Here is a 20603-nt window from a genome sequence, read left to right as displayed (position 1 = left end):
CCTAGCGTCCGAGCCGTCGCTCGCGCGTCGAGTAGGCGCGCAGCGCGCGCAGGTAGTCGACCCGCCGGAAGTCCGGCCAGTAGGCCTCGCAGAAGTAGAACTCCGAGTTCGCGCTCTGCCAGAGCAGGAAGCCGCTCAGCCGCTGCTCGCCCGACGTGCGGATGAGGAGCTCCGGGTCCGGCTGCCCCTTCGTGTACAGGTGCGCGGCGATGTCCTCGACGTCGAGGTCGCGCGCGACGTCGTCGAGCGTCGCGCCCTCGGCGGACCGGGCGAGCAGGAACCCGCGCACGGCGTCCGCGATCTCGTGGCGTCCGCCGTAGCCCACGGCGACGTTGACCTGGAGGCCGTCGACGCGCGCGGTACGTTCCTGGGCTTCGCGCAGCTCGGTGGCGATCCGGTCGGGCAGCAGGTCGAGACGGCCGACGACGCGCAGCCGCCAGCGGCCGGAGTCCGCGATGTCGCGGACCGCGTCCCCGATGATGTCGAGGAGGTCGCCGAGCTCGTCGGCGGACCGCTTGAGGTTGTCGGTCGAGAGCATCCACAGGGTGACGACCTCGATGCCGAGCTCCTCGCTCCACCCGAGGAACTCGCCGATCTTGTCGGCTCCGCGCCGGTGCCCGGTCGCGGCGGTCTCTCCGAACGACCGCGCCCAGCGACGGTTCCCGTCGAGGATGACACCCACGTGGCGCGGCAGGTCGGTCGTCGGCAGCGACCCCGCGAGACGGCGCTCGTAGACGCCGTAGAGCACGTGGGGAAGGCGCACGCCGAGCTCCTCGGTCAGGGGTGGGAAGGACGGTGCACACGCTACCTGCTCACCGTGTGCGCGAGCTCTCACGAGATCCACAGCGGCCGACCCCGGGGCCCGTCGACAACCTACGGTTGCGTAACCTACGCTGGCGTAGGTGGGACCGGGAGCACCCCGGCCGCCGCCGCGCCCAGCACACCGGAGGACCCGTGACCCAGCACGCCGAGCCCGCCCGCCGCGGACCCGTCCGCGCCGCGCGCGACGCCGCCGAGACCGTCGAGGACGCCGCCGGCGCCGTCGCGCAGGCGGTCAAGCCGCACCTGCGCGGCTGGATCCACGCCGGCGCCATCCCGTTCGTCCTCGCGCTGTCGATCGTCTCCGTGTGCCTCGCCCCCGCGGGCGCCGACCGGTGGTCCGTCGCCGTCTTCGGCCTGTCCGCGTGCCTCCTGTTCGGCACCTCCGCGGTCTACCACCGCGGCACGTGGTCGCCGCGCACCGCCGCCGTGCTGCGGCGGGCCGACCACTCCAACATCTTCCTCATCATCGCGGGCACCTACACGCCCCTCGCGGTGATGCTGCTCCCGCACCACACCACCGTGTGGCTGCTCTGGGTCGTGTGGGGCGGCGCAGCGCTCGGCCTGCTCGCCCGCATCGTCTGGCTCGGCGCACCCCGATGGGTCTACGTGCCCGTCTACGTCGCGCTCGGCTGGGTGGCCGTCGGGTTCCTGCCGCAGTTCTGGCACGACGGCGGGCCGGCCGTGACGTGGCTGGTCGTCGCCGGCGGCCTCGCGTACACGCTGGGCGCGGTCGTCTACGGCACGAAGCGGCCCGACCCCAGCCCGCGCTGGTTCGGGTTCCACGAGGTGTTCCACACGCTGACCGTCGTCGGGTTCACCTGCCACGCCGTCGCGATCATGATCGTCGCCGTGCGCGCCTGAGCGCCCAGGCGCTTCAGCCTCGGGGGACCACCGCGTACCGCCGGTTCGCGAGCGACGGGTTGGAGACGCGGACCTCCGCCAGCTCGGCCGGGTCGAGGTCCACCGTCCGCAGCTCCGGCTCGTCCCCGCACTCGAGCGCGACGACGCCGTCCGGGCCGACGAGCAGCGAGTGTCCCGTCACCCCGTGGCCGCACTGCCCGACGGCCGCCACGACGACCGTGTTCTCGATCGCCCGGGCGCGCGCCAGGGTGCGCCAGTGGTCGAGCTTGAGCGGACCGGCCGCCCACGCCGCCGGCACCACGAGCACCTCGGCGCCCGCGTCGACGAGCCGTCGCGCCGACTCCGGGAACCGCAGGTCGTAGCAGGTCATGACACCGACCCGCAGGCCGGCGACGTCCCACACGAGCGGCGCCGCGTCCGCGGGACCGGCGTCGAGCCGGTCCGACTCGCGGTGCCCGAACGCGTCGTACAGGTGGACCTTGTCGTAGGCGCCCACCAGCTCGCCCGTGGAGTCGATCGCGACGACCGTGTTGACCGCCCGGCCGGCGGTGCCCGGCGTGAGGGTGCCCGCCACGACCCCGACGCCGCGGCGACGCGCCACGTCGCGCAGCCCGGTGACGTACGGCCCGGACAGCGGCTCGGCGTGCGCGGCGCCCACGCCGTGGGGGTCGAACGCCGACGCGTACTCGGGCAGGACGACCAGGTCAGCCCCGACGCGCCCGGCACGCGACACGGCGTCGCGCGACGCCTCGAGGTTCGCGGAGCGGTCCGTGCCCGCACCGAGCTGCGCGACGGTCAGACGCACGTCAGCGGTCCCCGCCGGCGTCGTCGGACGGTCCCGACGCCCCCGGCGCACCGGGCGCACCGGGCGCGCCGCGGCGCGACGACGCCTCGCCGGTGCCCTGGAACGTGGGGCGCCGCTCGTCCGGCAGCTCCCCCGCGTCGACCCTGTCCTGGTAGTTGCGGTTCATGCGGCGCAGCTGGCGGGCCAGCAGCATCGCGATCGCGACGCACGCGAGGGCCAGCAAGAACGACACGACGAAGAACTCGAAGCTGTGGCTGCCGCCGCCGCCCGTGGTGTCGAGGTTGATCTCCTGGACCGGCGTGGGCGCCGGGGTCGGGTCCACCGCGGGAACGCCGAACCGGCCCAGCGCGCCCAGCACCCCGACCGCACCCGCGCTCATGCCTGCTCCCCCGTCCGCACGCCCGCGAACAGGTCGGTCTCGGGCAGCGAGGTCTCGACGCGCGACTCCGCGAGCTCGTACTCCTCCCACGGCCAGACCTCGGCCTCGAGGTCGCGCGGCACGGCGAAGAAGAAGCCCGCCGGGTCGATCTGGCTGGCGTGCGCCACGAGGGCGCCGTCACGCTGCGCGAAGTAGGCGGAGACGTCGACGCGGGTCGTGGCCCGGCGCTCGGGGATCTCCTTGGCCTCGCGCGACTCGATCCAGTCGCCGAACGGCGACTCGAGTCCGGCGTCGGCCATCGCCTCGTGGATGGTGCGCATCTTCCGCATCGAGAAGTCGTGGTTGTAGTAGAGCTTCATGACCTCCCACGGCGCGCCCGTGCCGCTGTAGCGCGACGGGTCGCCCGCCGCGCAGAACGCCTCGTACGCGACCTTGTGGCACATGATGTGGTCCGGGTGCGGGTAGCCGCCCGACGGGTCGTACGTCGTCATCACGTGCGGGCGGAACGCGCGCACGAGCTCGACGAGGGGCCGGGCCGCCGTCTCGACCGGCACGAGCCCGAAGCAGCCGTCGGGCAGCGGGGGCAGCGGGTCGCCCTCGGGCAGGCCCGAGTCGACGAAGCCGAGCCACTCCTGCCGCACGCCGAGGGCCTCGGCCGCGCGGAGCATCTCGCTGCGACGCAGCTCGTGCGTCCCCTCGATCGACGTCGGCCCCGGCCCGAAGGACGGGTTGAGGATGTCGCCGCGCTCACCGCCGGTGCACGTCACGACGAGGACGTCGACGCCCTCGGCGGCGTAGCGGGCGGTGGTGCCGGCGCCCTTGCTCGACTCGTCGTCGGGATGGGCGTGCACGGCCATGAGCCGCAGGGGCTCGGAAGGCTGGGCGGTCACGGGGTGCTCCAGGTGTTCGGGCGTCACGACCAGCGATGGTCCTGACACGAGGATAGTCGGGGAGAATGGGAGCCATGACGAGCGTGGCAGCACCCCCCGGACGCTACGGACCCGAGCGGACCTCGACGGGCCGACGGTGGCGGCTCGCGGCGCTCGTCGCGTGCGCGGTCGTGGCGCTGGGCGCCGTCTCCTGGCTGGGCCTGCACCACTCCGAGCCGACCGTGAGCTTCCAGAACTACGGCTACTCGAACGTCACCGCCGAGTCCGTCGACGTGACGTTCGACGTGACGGTCGCGCAGGGCACCGCGGTGGTGTGCACGATCGACGCGAGCAACGCGCTGCACGCCCAGGTCGGCACGCTCGACGCGTCGCTGCCCGCGTCCGACCAGGACACCACGCGCTACACGGTGACCGTCCGCACGACGGAGAAGCCCGTCAACGGCGTCGTCGACTCCTGCCGCACGGCGAGCTGAGCCGCGCCTGCTCGCGCCTCACGGGCGCCGGACCGCGGTGTTGGTATCGTGGTGGGTTCAGCGCGTGCAGCCTGACCTGCCGACCGGCCCGCGAGGGTCGACGCTCACCGAGCACTACGAGCCGTCACGAGCAGGGCACCGGCGGCACGCGTCACGCACATCCGGCCCCGGGGACCGACCTGGTCCCCGCACGGCCCGAACCGAAGGAAGGAGCGACTCCCGTGACCGACACGACCGTCACCTGGCTGACCCAGGAGGCCTACGACCGGCTGCAGGCCGAGCTCGACCAGCTGTCCACGGCTGGGCGCACCGAGATCGCGGAGCGCATCGCGGCGGCTCGCGACGAGGGCGACCTCAAGGAGAACGGCGGGTACCACGCCGCCCGTGAGGAGCAGGCCAAGAACGAGGCCCGCATCCGCGAGCTCACCGAGAAGCTGCGCACCGCGCAGATCGGCACCCCGCCCGACGACGGCAAGGTGGAGCCGGGCATGGTCGTCACGGCCGAGGTCGCCGGCGACGAGATGGTGTTCCTCCTGGGCTCGCGCGAGATCGCGGGCACCACGGACATCGACGTCTTCTCCCCCGGCTCCGCGATCGGCGCGTCCGTCAACGGACGCGCCGTGGGCGACTCCACGTCGTACACCGCGCCGAACGGGAACGAGGTCCCCGTCAAGATCCTCGACGCCAAGCCTTTCGTCGGCTGACGCAGCACGTCCGACAGCCCGGTCCCTGCAGGGGCCGGGCTGTCGTGCGTCCGGGGCCGTGCCGTCCCGGCCCGCGGACGGCGCAGCGGCGCGGGCGAGGTCGTCCTAAGGTGCTTAGCACTTGCTAAGTAGTTGCCGCCCGACACCCCCGGAGCACCGTGAGCTCGCGCACGCCCTTCGTCACCAAGGACCACCCCCGGTACAAGTGGGTCGCCCTGTCCAACACCACTCTCGGCATGCTGATGGCGACCATCAACGCGTCGATCGTGCTCATCTCGCTGCCCGCGATCTTCGAGGGCATCCACCTCGACCCCCTCGAGGCGGGCAACGTCAGCTACCTGCTGTGGATGCTCATGGGCTACCTGCTCGTCACGGCGGTGCTCGTCGTGACGTTCGGGCGCCTCGGCGACATGTACGGGCGGGTGCGGATCTACAACCTCGGGTTCGTGGTCTTCACCGCAGGCTCGATCGCCCTGTCCCTCGACCCGCTCACGGGGGCGGGCGGCGCGCTGTGGCTCATCGGGTTCCGCCTCGTGCAGGGCGTCGGCGGCGCGATGCTGTTCGCGAACTCGACCGCGATCATCACGGACGCCTTCCCGGCGGAGCGCCGCGGCATGGCGCTCGGCATCAACCAGGTCGCGGCCATCGCGGGCTCGTTCATCGGCCTGCTCGTCGGCGGCGTGCTCGCGGTCGTGGACTGGCGCGCCGTGTTCTGGGTCAGCGTGCCGATCGGCATCCTCGGGACGGTGTGGTCCTACCGCTCGCTGCACGAGACCGGCACGCGCAACCCCGGCCGCCTCGACTGGCCCGGCAACATCACGTTCGCGGTCGGGCTCGTCGCCGTGCTCACCGGCATCACCTACGGCATCCAGCCCTCCGGCGGACGCCCGACCGGCTGGACCAACCCCTGGGTGCTGGGGGCGATCGTCGGCGGCCTGGCGGTGCTCGCCCTGTTCGTCGTGATCGAGGTGCGCAGCCGGGCGCCCATGCTGGACATGCGCCTGTTTCGCATCCGCGCGTTCTCGATGGGCAACCTCGCCGGTCTGCTCGCCGCGGTGAGCCGCGGCGGTCTGCAGTTCATGCTCATCATCTGGCTGCAGGGCATCTGGCTGCCGCTGCACGGGTACTCGTACGACCAGACACCCCTGTGGGCCGGCATCTACATGCTGCCCATCACGATCGGGTTCCTCGTCGCCGGGCCCCTGTCCGGCACGCTGTCCGACCGCTTCGGCGCGCGCGGCTTCGCGACGGGCGGGCTCGTGCTCGTCGCCGCGACGTTCGTCGCCCTGATCTTCATCCCCGTGAACTTCGCGTACTGGGAGTTCGCCGTCATCACGTTCCTCAACGGCGTCGGCTCCGGCATGTTCGGCGCCCCCAACCGGTCGGCGATCATGAGTGCCGTCCCCGCGAAGGAGCGCGGCGCCGCGTCGGGCGTCGCGGGAACCGTGCAGAACGCCGGGTCGTCGCTGTCGATCGGCGTGTTCTTCTCGCTCATGGTGGTCGGGCTCGCGTCGACGCTGCCGGCGGCGCTGCGCAGCGGGCTCGTGTCCCACGGCGTGGGGACGGCCGTCGCCGACCAGGTCGCCCAGCTGCCGCCCGTCGGGAGCCTGTTCGCAGCCTTCCTCGGCTACAACCCCGTCCAGTCGCTCCTCGCACCCACCGGCGTCCTCGAGACGCTGCCGCCGGCCGACGCCGCGACGCTCACGGGCAAGGAGTTCTTCCCGCAGCTCATCTCCGACGCGTTCCACCACGGTCTCGTGGTGGTGTTCACCGCCGCGGCGATCATGTCGCTCATCGGCGCCGCGGCGTCGCTCAGCCGCGGCAAGCGGTTCGTGCACGACGACGGGCAGCTCGCCGTCGTCGAGCCCGCGACCGTCGCTGCCGGAGCTCCCGCCACGCGGAGCGCCGCGTGACCGGCGCCCCGGACCGCGCAGCCGAGGACGACCTCGCCGACCTGCTGGTCCGGGTCGTCGGACGCGTCATCCGCCGCATCCGGCCGACCGCCGACGACCTGTCCGCCGGTCACTTCTCCGTGCTCGCGACCCTGGAGCGCCAGGGGCCGCAGCGGGTCGGCGACCTCGCCCGGACGGAGCGGATGGCCGCGCCCAGCATGACGCGCGTGGTCGGCGCGCTCGACGAGCGAGGGCTCGTGGCGCGGGTCCGCTCGGACGCCGACGCCCGCTCCGTGCTCGTGTCGATCACGGAGCCCGGGCGCACGCTGCTCGCGACCGCGCAGGAGCAGCGGGCCGCGACGGTGCGCGACCTGCTGGGCACGCTGGCGGACGACGACGTCGCGGCGCTGCGCGGTGCGGCCGGCGCCCTGTCGCGCCTCGCCGACGCGGCGAGCGACCGGGACGGAGCGCACTGACGTCGCGACGGCGGCTGACGAGGAGGGTTCAGCCCGCCACGAGGGCGTAACCGGCCTCGCGGAGCGCCGCGACGACCTCCTCCTGGTGGCCCGGCCCCTTCGTCTCGACCTGGAGGCGCACCGCCACGGTGTCGACGGACAGGCCGACGTCGGTGCGCCCGTGGTCGATGTGCATGATGTTGCAGCCCCGCACGGCAAGGATCTCGAGCAGCCGCGCGAGCGAGCCGGGGCGGTCGTCCAGCATGATCCGCAGCTGCAGGTAGCGTCCGGCGGCGACGAGACCGTGCCGGATCACCCGGAGCAGGACGACCGGGTCGACGTTCCCGCCCGAGAGCACGGCGACGACCGGCCCCTCGAACGGCGAGTCTCCGCGGTCGGCGGCCGCGAGCAGCGCAGCCACACCGGCCGCGCCCGCCGGCTCGACGAGCAGCTTGGCGCGCTCGGCGACCAGGAGCAGCGCGCGCGACAGGTCGTCCTCGGACACCCCGACGACGTCCACCCCGAGCCGGTCGAGGAGCTCGAACGGCACCTGGCCCGTCCGGCCGACCGCGATGCCGTCCGCCATGGTGGGGCGCACCGGGACGGACACCACGTGGCCCGCCTCGCGCGCAGCGCCGTACGAGGCGACCTGCGAGGCCTGCACCGCGACGACGCGCACGTGCGGCGCCGCCTCGGCGAGCGCGGCGGCGACACCGGCCACGAGCCCGCCGCCGCCCATCGGGACGAGCACCGTGCGCACGTCGGGGCACTGCGCGAGGACGTCCAGCCCGAGCGTGCCCTGGCCGGCGACGACGTCCGGGTGGTCGAACGGGTGGATGAACACCGCGCCGGTCCGCTCGGCCTCGTCGTGCGCCGCGACGAGGGCGTCGTCGACCGTGAGACCGACGAGGCGGACCTCCGCCCCGTGCTCGCGGGTCGCCGCGACCTTGGGCAGGGCGGCGTCGACCGGCATGAAGATCACGGCACGGATGCCGAGCAGGGCGGCCGCGAGCGCGACGCCCTGCGCGTGGTTCCCGGCCGAGGCCGCGACGACGCCGCGCGCCTTCTCGTCCGCGGTGAGCCGCGACATCCGCACGTAGGCGCCGCGCACCTTGAACGAGCCGGTGCGCTGCAGGTTCTCGGCCTTGAGGAGGACGTCGACCCCGACCGCCTCGGACAGCACGCGCGAGTCGAGGAGCGGGGTCTCCTTGACGACACCGTCGAGCTCGCGCGCCGCGGCACGGACCTCCGCGAGGCCGACCGTCACGCGGGCGCCTCGTCGTTCCGCGCGCCGCCCCGGTACGCGGTGTCCGCCTCCGCCGTGGCGACGGCCGGGGGCAGGGCTGCGCCCTCGTCGGTCGGGACCCCGCGGATCTCGAGATGGTCGTCCTTCCCGAGCTCGGGGAACTTGTCGTGTCCCGTGAGGTAGAGGACGAAGGTGTTCAGCACGGCGACGAGCGGCACGGCGAACAGCGCGCCGATGATGCCGGCGACGAACGACGCGGCCGCGACCGAGAGCAGGACGGCGACCGGGTGCAGCGACACGGCGTGGCCCATGAGGAACGGCTGGAGGACGTGTCCCTCGATCTGCTGCACGAGCAGGACGACGCCGAGCATGATGAGCGCCGCGACCCACCCCTTGACGACGAGCGCGACGGCGACGGCCACCGCACCCGTGAGGACCGCACCGACGATCGGGATGAAGGAGCCGACGAACACGAGGATCGCGAGCGGGAGGGCGAGCGGGAGCTGCAGCGCGAACGCGCCGATCCCGATGCCCACCGCGTCGACGGCCGCGACGAGGATCTGCGTCCGGGTGTAGGCGGCGAGCGTGACGAGGCTGCGGCGGGCGGCCTGGTGGACGGGGTCGCGCTGCGCGACCGGGAGCAGGCCGACGAGCCACGCCCAGACGCGTCGCCCGTCGTGGAGGAAGAAGAACGTGCAGAACAGCGCGATGAGCGTGCCGGCGGCGACGTGCCCGATGGTCACGGCCGCGCCCAGCGCACCGGAGATCCAGACCGACGAGTTCTCGGACGCCGTCTTGCTCAGCTTGTCGGTGTAGTCGGACAGGTCGTCGGTGTCGAGGCCGAGCGGGCCGGTCTTGAGCCAGTGCGAGAACTCCTGGAAGCCTTGGACGGCCTGGTCCTTCAGGTCGCTGAACCCGTGCGCGATCGAGCTGCCGGCGAGCGCGAGGAGTCCCAGCACCACGATCGCGAGCACCAGGAGCGACAGCGCGGGCGCGAGCGTCGTGCCGAGGTGGAGGCGTCGCTCGAAGAAGCGCACGACGGGCAGCAGGAGCACCGTGAGCAGGAGCGCGATCGCGACCGGCACGAGGATCACGCGCAGCATCACCGCGAGGTAGCCGACGATCACGACGACCCCGGCGATCGCGAGGATCCGCCACGACCAGGCGGCGGCACCCTGGACCGCGGGCGGCACACCGCCCGGGGCCTTCGTCGACGTGACGCCGGTGTCGCCCGGCTCCCCCGTGCTGCTCTGTGTGCTCACCGCGCCACCCTATCCAGGCGCCGTGCCCCCGCACCTCCGTGGTGCGGCGTCGGCGCAGCGGCGCCGGAACACCGGTCGGGCGCCCGGCGTTGCACCGGGTGACGCCGGTGCGCGACCCGCACCACGACAGGCGCAGGAAGTCGGAGGAACCCGTGTTCGAGTCCCTGTTCGGAACGTCGATCAAGCACCAGATGGTCTCGCCGGAGCGCGCGCTGCGCGGCCGCGACGACCCCGAGTTCACCGTCCCCGAGAAGCACGCCGTCCTGGGCACGCCGCTGCAGGGCCCCTGGCCCGAGGGCACGCGCGTCCTGTACCTCGCCCTCGGGTGCTTCTGGGGTGCCGAGAAGGAGTTCTGGCAGAAGCCCGGGATCGTCACCACCGCCGCCGGGTACATGGGCGGCATCACGAAGAACCCCACCTACGAGGAGACGTGCTCGGGCCTGACCGGGCACACCGAGACCGTCCTGGTCGCCTACGACCCGACGGTCGTGTCGGACGTCGAGCTGCTCCGCGCGTTCTGGGAGGCGCACGACCCGACGCAGGGCTTCCGCCAGGGCAACGACCGCGGCACGCAGTACCGGTCCGCGATCTACTGGACGACGCCCGAGCAGGGCGTCGCCGCCCGGCAGACCCGCGAGATGTACGCCGAGCGGCTCGCCGCGAAGGGCTTCGGCGACGTGACCACCGAGCTGCGCCCGGCCGAGGAGGCCGGACCGTTCTGGTACGCGGAGGGCTACCACCAGCAGTACCTGGCGAAGAACCCGAACGGGTACTGCCCGGTGCACTCGACGGGCGTCGCCTGTCCCGTCCCCGCCTGACGGCTGAGACCACAGAGGGCCCGTCCGCTGACGCGGACGGGCCCTCGTGGGTCCGGGGCCGGGCGGGGCCGCCGGACGCCGTGCGGGCGGGACGGACCCGACCGCACGGAGACTGTCAGCCGAACAGGTGCGTCAGCGCCGCGACGAGGATCTTCACGAGCTGCGCCAGGAGCGCGGCCACGCTCGACGCCTTCGCCGTGGTGACCGAGGCGGCGGGCACCGAGGTCGGCGTGCTGGGCGCCGCGGGCGCAGACACGGCGACCGAGACCGTCTTCGAGGTCCGGTTCCCGGCCTTGTCGACGGACGTGATCTTCACCTGCGTCTGGACGCCCGCGGTGAGGGTCGCGCCGTCCAGGGAGAACGCGAACGTGTTGGTGCCCTCGTAGCGCTGGCCCGTGATCTTCTGCCACTTCCCGTCAGGGCCGAGCTGGTCGACCTCGACGTACGACCAGTCGGGGTGCAGCTCGACCTGCGACAGGTCGACCGTGTGCTTCTCGCCGGTCGTCAGGGCCACCGCCCCCGACGGGACCGTGAGGGACGGCACGGTGTCGTCGACGCTGAACGTCACGTCGTCGCCGCCCCAGCTGCCGGCCAGGTCGGTCGCGCCGGCACGGACCGTGTAGTCGCCCTCGGCGAGGTTCGCCGGGAGCGCCCAGCCGCCGCTCCACGTGGTCGTCCCGAGCGCCGACGACGCGGGCGTCGAGCCGATCGCCTTCAGGAGCGCGCCGTCGCGGTACAGGTTCGCGGCGAGGCGGGACAGCCCACCCTCGTCGGACGCGTCGAGCGCCACCCGGCCCACGTCGGCGCTGCGGACGACCGCACCGTCCGTCGGCGCCGTGACGTGGACGACCGGACGACCCGTGTCGAGCCGAAACATGAACGTCGTGGAGTTGCCCAGGACGTCGTACGCGACGAGCGTGTTCACACCCTCCACCGCGCCGAAGACCCCGGGCACGACGCCGTTGACGTCGGACCACGGGTTGTCCGTGAGGTCCTTCTCGACGCCGTTCAGGGTCACGCGGTCGACCTGCGAGCCGAGGTCGTGCAGCTTGAACGAGACGCTGCGGTAGGACGCGACGGTCCCGTCGGCGGGCGCGACCGTCCCGGTCAGCGACTCGGGCTTGACCGTGATCTCCGGGCCGACCGTGTCGAGCGTGAAGGTGACCGTCGTCGTGTTGCCCGCCAGGTCGCGCACGACGAGGGTGTTCACGCCCTCCTTCGCCCCGAAGACGCCCGGCACGACGCCGTTGAGGTCCGACCACGCGTTGGCCGTCACGGGCTTGTCGACGCCGTTGAGCGTCAGGCCGGCGACCTTTCCTGCGTCGTGGAGTGCGAAGGACACCGTGGAGTACACGCCGTCGACGCCGGCAGCACCGACCGACTCCGGCTTGACCGTGACGTCGGGGCCGACGGTGTCCAGACGGAACCGGACGGTCGTCGCGTTACCCAGGACGTCGTACGCGACGAGCGTGTTCTCGCCCTCGACCGCGCCGAACACGCCCGGCACCACGCCGTCGAGGTCGGACCACGCGTTGTCGGTCAGGTCCTTCTTGACGCCGTTGAGCGTGAGGTAGTCGACCGTGCTCGTGGCGTCGTGAAGCGTGAACGAGACCGAGCGGTACGAGCCGACGCCGGCGCTGTCGAGGCTGCCCTGCGACTCGGGCTTGACCGTGACGTTCGGGCCGGTCGCGTCGAGCGTGAACGTGACGGTCGTGGTGTTGCCTGCGACGTCGCGCACCACGAGCGTGTTCACGCCCTCGACCGCACCGAAGACCCCCGGCTTCACGCCGTTGAGGTCCGACCACACGTTCGCCGTCACGGGCTTGTCGACGCCGTTCAGCGTCAGACCGGCGACCTGGCCCGCGTCGTGGAGCTTGAACGAGACGGTCGAGTAGAGGTCGGGCGTGCCGTCGACGGCGGCCACCGACTCGGGCTTGACCGTGACGTCCGGGGCGACCGTGTCGAGACGGAACGTCGTCGACGTCGTGTTGCCGAGCGTGTCGACGACGACGAGCGTGTTCTCGCCCTCGACCGCGCCGAAGGCGCCCGGGACGACCCCGTTGAGGTCGGACCACGCGTTGTCCGTGAGGTCCTTCGTCACGCCGTTGAGCGTCAGGTAGTCGACCTTGCTCGTCACGTCGTGGAGCGTGAAGCTCACCGACCGGTACGAACCGTTCGCGCCCTCCGACTCCGGCTTGACCGTGATCTCCGGCCCGACGGTGTCGAGCGTGAACGTGACCGTCGTCGTGTTGCCCGCGACGTCGCGCACGACGAGCGTGTTGGCGCCCTCCTTCGCGCCGAAGACGCCCGGGACCACGCCGTTGAGGTCCGACCACACGTTCGCCGTCACGGGCTTGTCGACGCCGTTGAGCGTCAGGCCCGCGACCTTGCCCGCGTCGTAGAGCGTGAAGCTCACCGAGCGGTAGGAGCCGTCCGCACCGAGCGTCGACCCGGGCTTGACGCTGACGGTCGGGCCCGTCGTGTCGAGCGTGAACGTGAGGGTGGACGTGTTGCCGAGCGTGTCGCGCACGACGAGGGTGTTGACGCCCTCCTTCGCGCCGAACGCGCCCGGGACCACGCCGTTGAGGTCGCTCCACGGGTTGTCCGCGAGGTCCTTGTCGACGCCGTTGAGCGTGAGTCCGTCGACCTTCCCGTTGATGTCGTGGAGCTTGAAGGAGACGGAGCGGAACGTGCCGTCGCCTCCCTGCGACTCGGGCTTGACCGTGATCAGCGGGCCGCGCGTGTCGAGCGTGAACGTCTGCGTGGTGGTGTTGCCCGCGGCATCGCGGACGACCAGCGTGTTCGTGCCCTCGACCGCACCGAAGACGCCCGGCTTCACGCCGTTGAGGTCCGACCAGACGCTGTCCGTGAGGTCCTTGTCGACACCGTTGAGCGTCAGACCGGCGACCTTGCCGGCGTCGTAGAGCGTGAAGCTCGCCGAGCGGAAGGTCCCACCGCCGGCGCCGTCAGGGATGCCCAGCGACTCGGGCTTGACGGTGATCGTCGGGCCGGTGGTGTCGTCCGCTGCCACGGCGGCCGGTGCGACGAGGCCGACTGTCGTCACACAGGTGGCGGCCACGGCCGACGGGACGAGCCAGAGCTTGCGGGCACTCGCCATGCGTTCACTCCCATGTTGTTGCTAGGACATACCGATACGTATGCATGGACAACCTAGACGGCCCGCGGGGCCGACCACGCCCTCGCGCCGGGTGAAATCAGAGCCTCGACGCGTCCGACCCGACAGGCCACGAGCCCGGCGCGCACTCCTCGGTCCACGCTGCCACGATGGTGAGGCCAACCCCCCGCCAGGAGGTCCGATGAGCACCGGCACCGCAGCGACGACCGCCCCGCCGGACGACCAGGTCGCCTGGCACGCCCTCGACGCTCCCGCCGTCGTCGAACGCCTCGGCACGCAGCTCGACCAGGGCCTCGACGACACCGAGGTGACCGCGCGCCGCGCCCGCGTCGGCGCCAACGAGATCGTGGCCGCCCCCGCCCCCTCGGCCTGGTCTGTCGCCCTCACCCAGCTCCGCGATCCCATGAACCTCATGCTGGTCGGCGTCGCGATCGTGAGCTTCGTGATCGGTCAGGTCCCCGTCGGGATCCTCGTCGCGGCACTCGTCCTCATCAACGTCGTGATGGGCACCCAGCAGGAGCTCAAGGCCCGCGCCAGCGTCGACGCGCTCGCCCACCTGCAGACGCCGCAGGCGCGCGTCGTCCGCGCCGGCACGCTCCGTCAGGTCCCCGCGACCGACCTCGTGCCGGGCGACGTCGTCCAGCTGGAGGCCGGCGACCTCGTGCCCGCCGACGCGCGCATCGTGCGCTCGGCCACCCTGGAGACGCAGGAGGCCGCGCTCACCGGCGAGTCGGCTCCGATCCCCAAGGACTCCCACGCGCTCCCGTCCGCCGACACCGCCCTCGGCGACCGCACCGACATGGTCTTCCAGAACACGTCGGTGACCCGCGGCACCGCGACCGTCGTCGTCACCGAGACGGGCATGCGCACCCAGATGGGCCGCATCGCCTCCATGCTCGACGCGGTCAAGCCCACCCGGTCGCCGCTCCAGCGCGAGCTCGACAAGCTCACCGGGGTGCTCGGGATCATCGCCTGGTCCGCGGTGCTCGTCATCGTCGTCGTCGGGCTGCTGCGCGGCGAGGACACCGAGGCGATCCTGCTCCTCGGCATCTCGATGGCCGTGTCCGCGATCCCGACCGGACTGCCGTCGTTCGTGCAGGCGATCCTCGCGTACGGGGCGCGCCAGCTCGCCGACCACAAGGCCGTCGTGAAGAACCTCTCGGACGTCGAGACGCTCGGTGCCACCAGCGCCATCAACTCCGACAAGACCGGGACGCTCACCCTCAACCAGATGATGGTCCGCTCCCTCTACCTGGGCGGCCGGTGGTACACCGTCGACGGCGAGGGCTACGCGAAGACCGGTGCGATCCGGCAGGCCGCGGGCACCCAGGCGCCCGACTTCACCCCGCTCGCCTACGGCCTGTGCCTCGACTCCGACGCCACGGTGTCCGACACCGGGGTCGTCGTCGGCGACCCGACCGAGGCCGCGCTCGTGGTGCTCGCCGCCAAGGTGGGGGTGGACGCCGAGCAGACCCGGCGCGCCTACCCGCGCGTCGCCGAGGTCCCGTTCGACTCCGACTACAAGTTCATGGCCACGTTCCACCACGCGCCCGTCGGGGGGCGGCAGGCGTTCGTCGGCCTCGTCAAGGGCGGCCCCGACGTCGTCCTCGACCGCTGCTCCCACGCGACCGTCGACGGGCGCCCTGTCCCGCTCGCCGACGCCCGAGCCGACATCGACGCCGCCAACCTCGAGCTGTCGCATCAGGGTCTGCGCGTGCTCGCGTTCGCGATCCGCGAGCTCGACGGGCGCGAGGACGAGGTCGTCACCGACCCGATGGCCGCCGTGACCGACCTGACGTTCGTCGGCATGGTGGGGATCATCGACCCCCTGCGGCCGGAGGCCGTGGACGCCGTCCGCATCGCGCACGAGGCCGGCATCGAGGTCCGCATGATCACAGGCGACCACGCGGTCACCGCCGCGGCGATCGGGGCGGAGCTAGGGCTCGGGGCGGGAGCGATCAGCGGCGTCGAGCTCCAGGCGATGTCGGACGAGGAGCTCTCCGCCGCCCTGCCCGACCTCCACGTCTTCGGCCGCGTCACCCCGCAGGACAAGCTCCGCCTCGCCCGCCTCATGCAGGAGGGCGGCGACATCGTCGCGATGACGGGCGACGCCGTGAACGACGCCGCCGCGCTCAAGCAGGCCGACATCGGCGTCGCGATGGGCTCAGGCTCGGAGGTCACCAAGCAGGCCGGGAAGATGATCCTGACGGACGACAACTTCGGCACGCTCGTCCGGGCCGTCCGCCTGGGCCGCGCGATCTACGACAAGATCGTGTCGTACGTACGGTTCCAGATGGCCCAGCTGCTCTCGCTGGTGCTGCTGTTCCTCGTGGCGAGCGCGTTCGACCTCAACGGCGGCGTCGCGATGACGCCCCTCATGGTCCTCGCGCTGAACTTCTTCGTCGCGATCTTCCCGGTCGTCGCGATCATCCTCGACCCGGCCGACCCGACGATCATGTCCCGCCCCCCGCGCGACCCGAGGCTCGGCGTCGCGAACGCCCGCGCGGTGCGGCAGTGGCTGCTCTACGGCGCGGTGACCGCGGCCGTGATGCTCGTGCCGCTCGCCTTCGGACCCGGCGACCTCAGCCAGGACCACGCCACGGTCCGCATGACGATGACGTTCGTCGTGACCGCGCTCGCCACGGTGGTCTCCGGGTTCTTCATGCGCCGCGACCCCGCCAGCGGCTTCGACCGGCCCGTCCTGCCGGCCCTGCGCATCCTGGCCATCCCCGTGCTCCTCGTCGTCGCCGCCGTCGAGCTGCCGTTCCTCCAGGTTGCGCTCATGACGACGTCGCTGTCGGGCACGCAGTGGCTCGCGTGCCTCGGCCTCGCCGCCGTGGTCGGGGTGGTCGTCGAGGTCGACAAGCTGATCCGCCGGAACCGCGGGACGCATCCGACGGTCTCGCTCGACGTCGCCGCAGCGACGGCCCCGCAGCGAGCCCGCGAGACCTCCGGCGTCGCCTGACGTCGCCCTGTCCGGGCCACCCGGACGCGCGGACGCGCGGACGCGCGGACCACGACCCTGCTGCGCCCTACCCCCTCATCGCGGTTCTCGCACGCGGGGAAACGGCCAGGACGCCGAGACCGCGCACCGCTGGCGAGCCCCCACTCCCGTTCGTAGGTTGCCTGGACTGGGGGCATACGTCCGTTGTGATCCGACCCGAGGAGGCCCGGCACCATGACCCGGAGCTACGCCCGACCCGTCTCGCTCTTCCTGATCCTGTGGCTCGTCGTCGGGATCGTCGCCGCCGCCCAGCGCGGCTACCTCAACTCCGACCCCGACGGCTGCAACCGCGTCGCCACGATCGGCGTCACCGTCATCGCCGGCCCGCTCAACTACGTCGGCCTGGACCCGAAGGTCCACTGCGAGATCCCGCAGCCGAGCTGACCCGTCAGCGGGAGCGTCGGCCCTTCTGACCCTTGCGGCCGCCGCTCCCCGGCGTGCGGGCCGCGGCCTTGCGCGCCGCGGCGGCCTGACGGTCGGCCTGCGCCGAGCGCTTCGGGGCCGCGGACCGCCCGCCACCGGCCGCGCCCCGTCCGGCCGTGCCGGAGCCCGCCGCCCCGTCCCGCGCCGACCCCGCGCCCGCCGACCCCGTGCCCGCGGACGCGTCCCGGCCGCGCGAGCTCTGGGCCGTCCTCCCCTTGACGATCCCGAAGAAGTCGTCGGCGTCGCGCGCAGCGTCGCCCTCGAGGCCCGTCGGCCACGCCAGCGCGACCGGCGCCACCGGCGCACCACCCACGGGCCGGTACGTCACGTCCTTGCGATGGTGCAGACGCGCCAACGACTTCGGGACCACCACCACCCCGACGCCCGCTGCGACGAGCTCGATCGCGAGCGCCGTCGTCGCCGGCTGCTCGACCGGCTCGCGCCCCGGCACGCCGGAGCCCGCCGACGACCAGTCCAGGACGTCGTCCGCGGGCTGGAGCAGCACCTCGTCCGCGAGGTCCGCCGGGTCGACCTCCTCGTCCGGCTCGAGCGCGGCCAGCACGTGCTCGACCCCCACGACGACGACCGGGACCTCCTCGTACAGCGCCACGACGTGCAGCCTGTCCCGCACCGCCGGGAGCCGCAGCAGCGCGACATCGAGCGCACCCGACCGGAGCGCGTCCGCGGCGTCGCCGGCGCTCACGGGCACCAGGGCGAGCGGACGGTCCGGACGCCGGTCCTGCCACGTGCGCGCCCACTTCGCGGGCGTCGCCCCGGGGACGTACCCGAGCCGGAACGCTGCCGGGGACGGCTCGTCCGGGGGTGCTGCGGTGTCGTGACCCTCGGGGTGCGCCATGCCACCAGCGTAACGACGGGCTGCCGACGGACCCGGGACCTCTACTCTGGTCCTATGAGCACCCGTCCCCCGTCGTCGCAGTCGATGAAGCCGGCCACAGCCGCCAAGAAGCTCGGCGTGTACCTGCCGGCCACACCGGAGGCCTTCCGTGACGGGAGCGTGACGCGCACCGAGCTCGAGGAGCTCGAGCGCAACCCGCCCGAGTGGCTCGCCGAGCTGCGTCGCAACGGCCCGCACCCCCGCCCCGTCGTCGCCCGGCGCCTCGGCGTCTCGATCGCCGGGCTCACCCGCGGCGGCATCACCGAGCCGCTCACCACCGAGCAGATCGACGACCTCCGGCAGGACCCGCCCGCGTGGCTCGACACCGAGCGGGCGACCTTCAAGGCCGTGCAGGCCGAGGAGGAGCGCCTCGCCGCGACGCGGAAGACCCAGGAGCCCGCGGGCTCCTGAGCCCACCGTCCGATCCGCGCGGCCGGTCCGCCGACCCCAGCGGGCAGGACGTCGGCGGGCGCGTCGTCAGCGGGCGCGCTCGGGAGCCGGGTCGTCTGGGTCGCCGCGCCGCGCCGCCCGGTCCGTGTGCCCGAGCGCGAGGTCCGGGGCGACGACGTCCCGGATGCGCGCCTTGAGCTGCGGCAGCTCCGGGAACGAGCCGTCGGCGGCCCGGTCCCACACGAGGACCGGCTCCGCCGACGGCTCCGCGGTCACGACGACCCGGAACACTCCACCCGTGCCCGGGACGAGCGCGACCTCACCGAGCCGCGTGCCGAACGTCGTCAGCAGCTCCTGCTGGACCCACGCCGCGCGCAGGAGCCATCGGCACTGGGTGCAGTACTCGATCTCTACGCGCGGCGTCCTCATGGGGCCAGGCTAGCGACGCGGGCGGCTCACCCGTCGAGCGCGACCGTCATGGTCCCGTTCTTCGTGATCGTGACGACGAACGGCTCGCTCGCCACGGCGGGGGTGTCGGCGAGCCATGCGGTGCACGTCGTGGTGGTCGCCTCGGGGCACGTCGGCTCCGCCAGGACGTACGCGCGGTAGGTCCCCGCGGCCTGCACGGCGTCGGGGTCGACGTACCAGGCCGTCGCACCACCCGTGTCGTCGCGCGACCACGCCGCCTGCGTGCAGTACGCCCGCGGGTTCGTGGTCAGCACGGGAACCTCCACCGATGCGGCGCCGCCGGGCGTGAACGCCGGGTTGTCGTCGTCACCCAGGTAGCCGACGACCCGACCACCCTGCACGAGCGCGATCGTCACCGCGTGCACACCGCCGAACGCGCCCTCCGACCGGTCGGTGACACGCACCGGCAGGACCGTCTGCTCACCGCCGCCCTCGCCCTGGTACGGCGACGACTTCAGACCGCCCGTGACCGCCACGTCGACCGGGCCGTCTGCGGTGGCCTGCTGCAGGACGTCCTCCGACGCGCCGCAGGTGTAGGCCGTCGCGTCGGCGACAGGCGAGTACGGCCACATGTCCCACTGCGAGATGTCCGCCGAGAACGGGTACGGGACGAACCCGTCGTCGTACGTCGCGGTCACGACGTCGCCCGGTCCGGCCGGGGTCTCGGACTGCGTGTGCGTCGGCGCGGACGTCGTGGTGTGCGTCGGGGTCGACGACGACGGGGTCGACGACTGCGACGGCGTCGGGGTCGGCGTGCTCGTCGGGCTGTCCGTCACGGCCGGGACCACCGGCCCGCGCTGCCAGGGTGACGCCTGCGCCACCCCCACGACCAGAGCCCCCACCACGACGCACGCCGCGGCGCCGGTGGCTCCCGCCTTGACCGCCCGACGCCGCCGCACGCGCGTGCGCACCCCCGTCCGCAGCGCCTCACCGCCGTCACCCGCAGCCGACGCCAAGGACGCCAGGACGTTGCGCAGTCCGGGGGCGTCCGGGAGCTGCTGCTCCTCGAACGACCCGTCGTCTCCGTGCCCGTTCATCGCTGCTCCTCCTTCGTCGTCGTGTCCACGGCCCCGGCGTGCGTCACAGCCACCTGTCCCAGCACCATCACGTCGTCCCCCAGCACCCCGCGCAGGCGTGCCAGCCCCTCGAACACCTGCCGCTTCACCGTGCCCTGCGACACCCCCAGCGCCTCGGCCGCCTCCGCGACCGACATGTCCTCGAGGTAGCGCAGCACGATGCACGACCGCTGACGCGGGCTCAGCGCGGCGAGCGCCGCCACCACGTCCGCCCGCACCGCGACCCCCGACGCCGGCCCGCGCACCTCGTCGGGCGTCGCCACCCGGTGGCGCAGACCCGACCAGCGGCCCCGCCGGCGGTACCCGTCCAGGTAGAGGTTGAGGATCGTCTGGCGGACGTACCCCTCGACGCTGCGCTCGCCCGCGGTGTCCACCGCGACGGTCCCCACCCCCGACGCGCTGCGCGGCGCCCGGCGCCGCCAGCTCGAGAACACGCGCGTCAGAGCCTCCTGCACCAGGTCCTCCGCGTCCGACACGTTGCCCGACAACGTGTACGCGTACCCGACGAGCGCCGACGACCTCCGCGCGACGAGATCGTCGAGCTCCCCTTCCCAGCGACTGCTCACGTGCTTCCTCCCTCGATGTGGAAGGCATATCCTTCCTC

General features: G+C 73.0%; 20 protein-coding genes. 9 read left to right on the top strand and 11 right to left on the bottom strand.

The window, feature by feature from the left end; translation table 11 throughout:
- Nucleotide 1: 1 nt before the first annotated feature.
- Nucleotides 2–763: an isoprenyl transferase gene (locus CLV34_RS08255; protein ID WP_100349750.1), complete on the bottom strand. Its 762-nt coding sequence runs from the start codon at nt 761–763 to the stop codon at nt 2–4.
- A gap of 191 nt (nt 764–954) precedes the next feature.
- Here CLV34_RS08255 and trhA point away from each other — a divergent pair, with 191 nt between their 5' ends.
- A complete protein-coding gene (gene trhA / locus CLV34_RS08250; RefSeq protein ID WP_100349749.1) occupies nt 955–1683 on the top strand; it encodes a PAQR family membrane homeostasis protein TrhA in 729 nt (242 codons plus the stop codon).
- A gap of 13 nt (nt 1684–1696) precedes the next feature.
- On the opposite strand, the gene CLV34_RS08245 is transcribed toward trhA, so the two are convergent.
- The 3 genes from CLV34_RS08245 to mca are packed head-to-tail and all read right to left on the bottom strand — an operon-like array spanning nt 1697 to nt 3724.
- A complete protein-coding gene (locus CLV34_RS08245; protein ID WP_100349924.1) occupies nt 1697–2488 on the bottom strand; it encodes a carbon-nitrogen hydrolase family protein in 792 nt (263 codons plus the stop codon).
- 1 nt (nt 2489) lies between these two features.
- Nucleotides 2490–2867 (bottom strand): hypothetical protein, encoded by a 378-nt coding sequence (locus tag CLV34_RS08240; protein WP_100349748.1) that lies wholly within the window; start codon nt 2865–2867, stop codon nt 2490–2492.
- Nucleotides 2864–3724: a mycothiol conjugate amidase Mca gene (gene mca / locus CLV34_RS08235; protein WP_100349923.1), complete on the bottom strand. Its 861-nt coding sequence runs from the start codon at nt 3722–3724 to the stop codon at nt 2864–2866. Before mca ends, CLV34_RS08240 begins: the two co-directional genes overlap by 4 nt.
- A gap of 107 nt (nt 3725–3831) precedes the next feature.
- Between mca and CLV34_RS08230 the strand changes: the two genes are divergently transcribed.
- The 4 genes from CLV34_RS08230 to CLV34_RS08215 all read left to right on the top strand — a co-directional run bounded on the left by CLV34_RS08230 (nt 3832) and on the right by CLV34_RS08215 (nt 7302).
- The gene (locus CLV34_RS08230; protein WP_157803761.1) at nt 3832–4230 is read left to right on the top strand and encodes a DUF4307 domain-containing protein; all 399 of its coding nucleotides are present in this window, start codon (nt 3832–3834) and stop codon (nt 4228–4230) included.
- A gap of 221 nt (nt 4231–4451) precedes the next feature.
- Nucleotides 4452–4934: a transcription elongation factor GreA gene (gene greA, locus CLV34_RS08225; protein ID WP_100349746.1), complete on the top strand. Its 483-nt coding sequence runs from the start codon at nt 4452–4454 to the stop codon at nt 4932–4934.
- Nucleotides 4935–5092: 158 nt separating this feature from the next.
- Nucleotides 5093–6847 (top strand): MFS transporter, encoded by a 1755-nt coding sequence (locus CLV34_RS08220; protein ID WP_245859099.1) that lies wholly within the window; start codon nt 5093–5095, stop codon nt 6845–6847.
- Nucleotides 6844–7302, top strand: coding sequence for a MarR family winged helix-turn-helix transcriptional regulator (locus CLV34_RS08215; RefSeq protein WP_100349745.1), 459 nt, complete (start codon nt 6844–6846; stop codon nt 7300–7302). The genes CLV34_RS08220 and CLV34_RS08215 overlap by 4 nt, the downstream gene beginning before the upstream one ends.
- A 28-nt stretch (nt 7303–7330) precedes the next feature.
- On the opposite strand, the gene ilvA is transcribed toward CLV34_RS08215, so the two are convergent.
- Together ilvA and CLV34_RS08205 are read right to left on the bottom strand one after the other, a co-directional pair.
- Entirely contained in the window at nt 7331–8548 is a 1218-nt protein-coding gene (ilvA, locus tag CLV34_RS08210) for a threonine ammonia-lyase (protein WP_100349744.1), read from the bottom strand.
- The gene (locus tag CLV34_RS08205; protein WP_100349743.1) at nt 8545–9789 is read right to left on the bottom strand and encodes an AI-2E family transporter; all 1245 of its coding nucleotides are present in this window, start codon (nt 9787–9789) and stop codon (nt 8545–8547) included. Before CLV34_RS08205 ends, ilvA begins: the two co-directional genes overlap by 4 nt.
- Nucleotides 9790–9980: 191 nt before the next feature.
- Here CLV34_RS08205 and msrA point away from each other — a divergent pair, with 191 nt between their 5' ends.
- Entirely contained in the window at nt 9981–10607 is a 627-nt protein-coding gene (msrA, locus tag CLV34_RS08200) for a peptide-methionine (S)-S-oxide reductase MsrA (protein ID WP_100349921.1), read from the top strand.
- Nucleotides 10608–10722: 115 nt separating this feature from the next.
- Here the strand turns inward: msrA and CLV34_RS08195 are convergent, their stop codons facing one another.
- Complete coding sequence (locus CLV34_RS08195; protein ID WP_100349742.1) at nt 10723–13725, bottom strand: Ig-like domain-containing protein; 3003 nt, start codon at nt 13723–13725, stop codon at nt 10723–10725.
- A 199-nt stretch (nt 13726–13924) separates the two neighbouring features.
- Between CLV34_RS08195 and CLV34_RS08190 the strand changes: the two genes are divergently transcribed.
- Nucleotides 13925–16708 (top strand): cation-translocating P-type ATPase, encoded by a 2784-nt coding sequence (locus CLV34_RS08190; RefSeq protein ID WP_100349741.1) that lies wholly within the window; start codon nt 13925–13927, stop codon nt 16706–16708.
- A 213-nt stretch (nt 16709–16921) separates the two neighbouring features.
- Complete coding sequence (locus CLV34_RS08185; RefSeq protein WP_100349740.1) at nt 16922–17131, top strand: hypothetical protein; 210 nt, start codon at nt 16922–16924, stop codon at nt 17129–17131.
- A gap of 4 nt (nt 17132–17135) precedes the next feature.
- Here CLV34_RS08185 and CLV34_RS08180 read toward each other — a convergent pair whose 3' ends face one another.
- Nucleotides 17136–18026: a LysR substrate-binding domain-containing protein gene (locus CLV34_RS08180; RefSeq protein WP_100349739.1), complete on the bottom strand. Its 891-nt coding sequence runs from the start codon at nt 18024–18026 to the stop codon at nt 17136–17138.
- Between the two features lie 54 nt (nt 18027–18080).
- Here CLV34_RS08180 and CLV34_RS08175 point away from each other — a divergent pair, with 54 nt between their 5' ends.
- Nucleotides 18081–18476 (top strand): DUF5997 family protein, encoded by a 396-nt coding sequence (locus CLV34_RS08175; protein ID WP_100349738.1) that lies wholly within the window; start codon nt 18081–18083, stop codon nt 18474–18476.
- A 66-nt stretch (nt 18477–18542) separates the two neighbouring features.
- Here CLV34_RS08175 and CLV34_RS08170 read toward each other — a convergent pair whose 3' ends face one another.
- The 3 genes from CLV34_RS08170 to CLV34_RS08160 are packed head-to-tail and all read right to left on the bottom strand — an operon-like array spanning nt 18543 to nt 20565.
- Complete coding sequence (locus CLV34_RS08170; protein ID WP_100349737.1) at nt 18543–18884, bottom strand: Rdx family protein; 342 nt, start codon at nt 18882–18884, stop codon at nt 18543–18545.
- A 26-nt stretch (nt 18885–18910) separates the two neighbouring features.
- On the bottom strand, nt 18911–19960 hold the full coding sequence (locus tag CLV34_RS16345; RefSeq protein ID WP_157803760.1) for a hypothetical protein: 1050 nt from the start codon (nt 19958–19960) through the stop codon (nt 18911–18913).
- Nucleotides 19957–20565, bottom strand: coding sequence for a sigma-70 family RNA polymerase sigma factor (locus CLV34_RS08160; protein ID WP_100349736.1), 609 nt, complete (start codon nt 20563–20565; stop codon nt 19957–19959). Before CLV34_RS08160 ends, CLV34_RS16345 begins: the two co-directional genes overlap by 4 nt.
- Nucleotides 20566–20603 lie beyond the last annotated feature (38 nt).

It is taken from the genome of Luteimicrobium subarcticum, assembly GCF_002798015.1.
GTDB lineage: Bacteria > Actinomycetota > Actinomycetes > Actinomycetales > Cellulomonadaceae > Luteimicrobium > Luteimicrobium subarcticum.
This window is presented reverse-complemented; position numbering and strand designations above follow the sequence as displayed.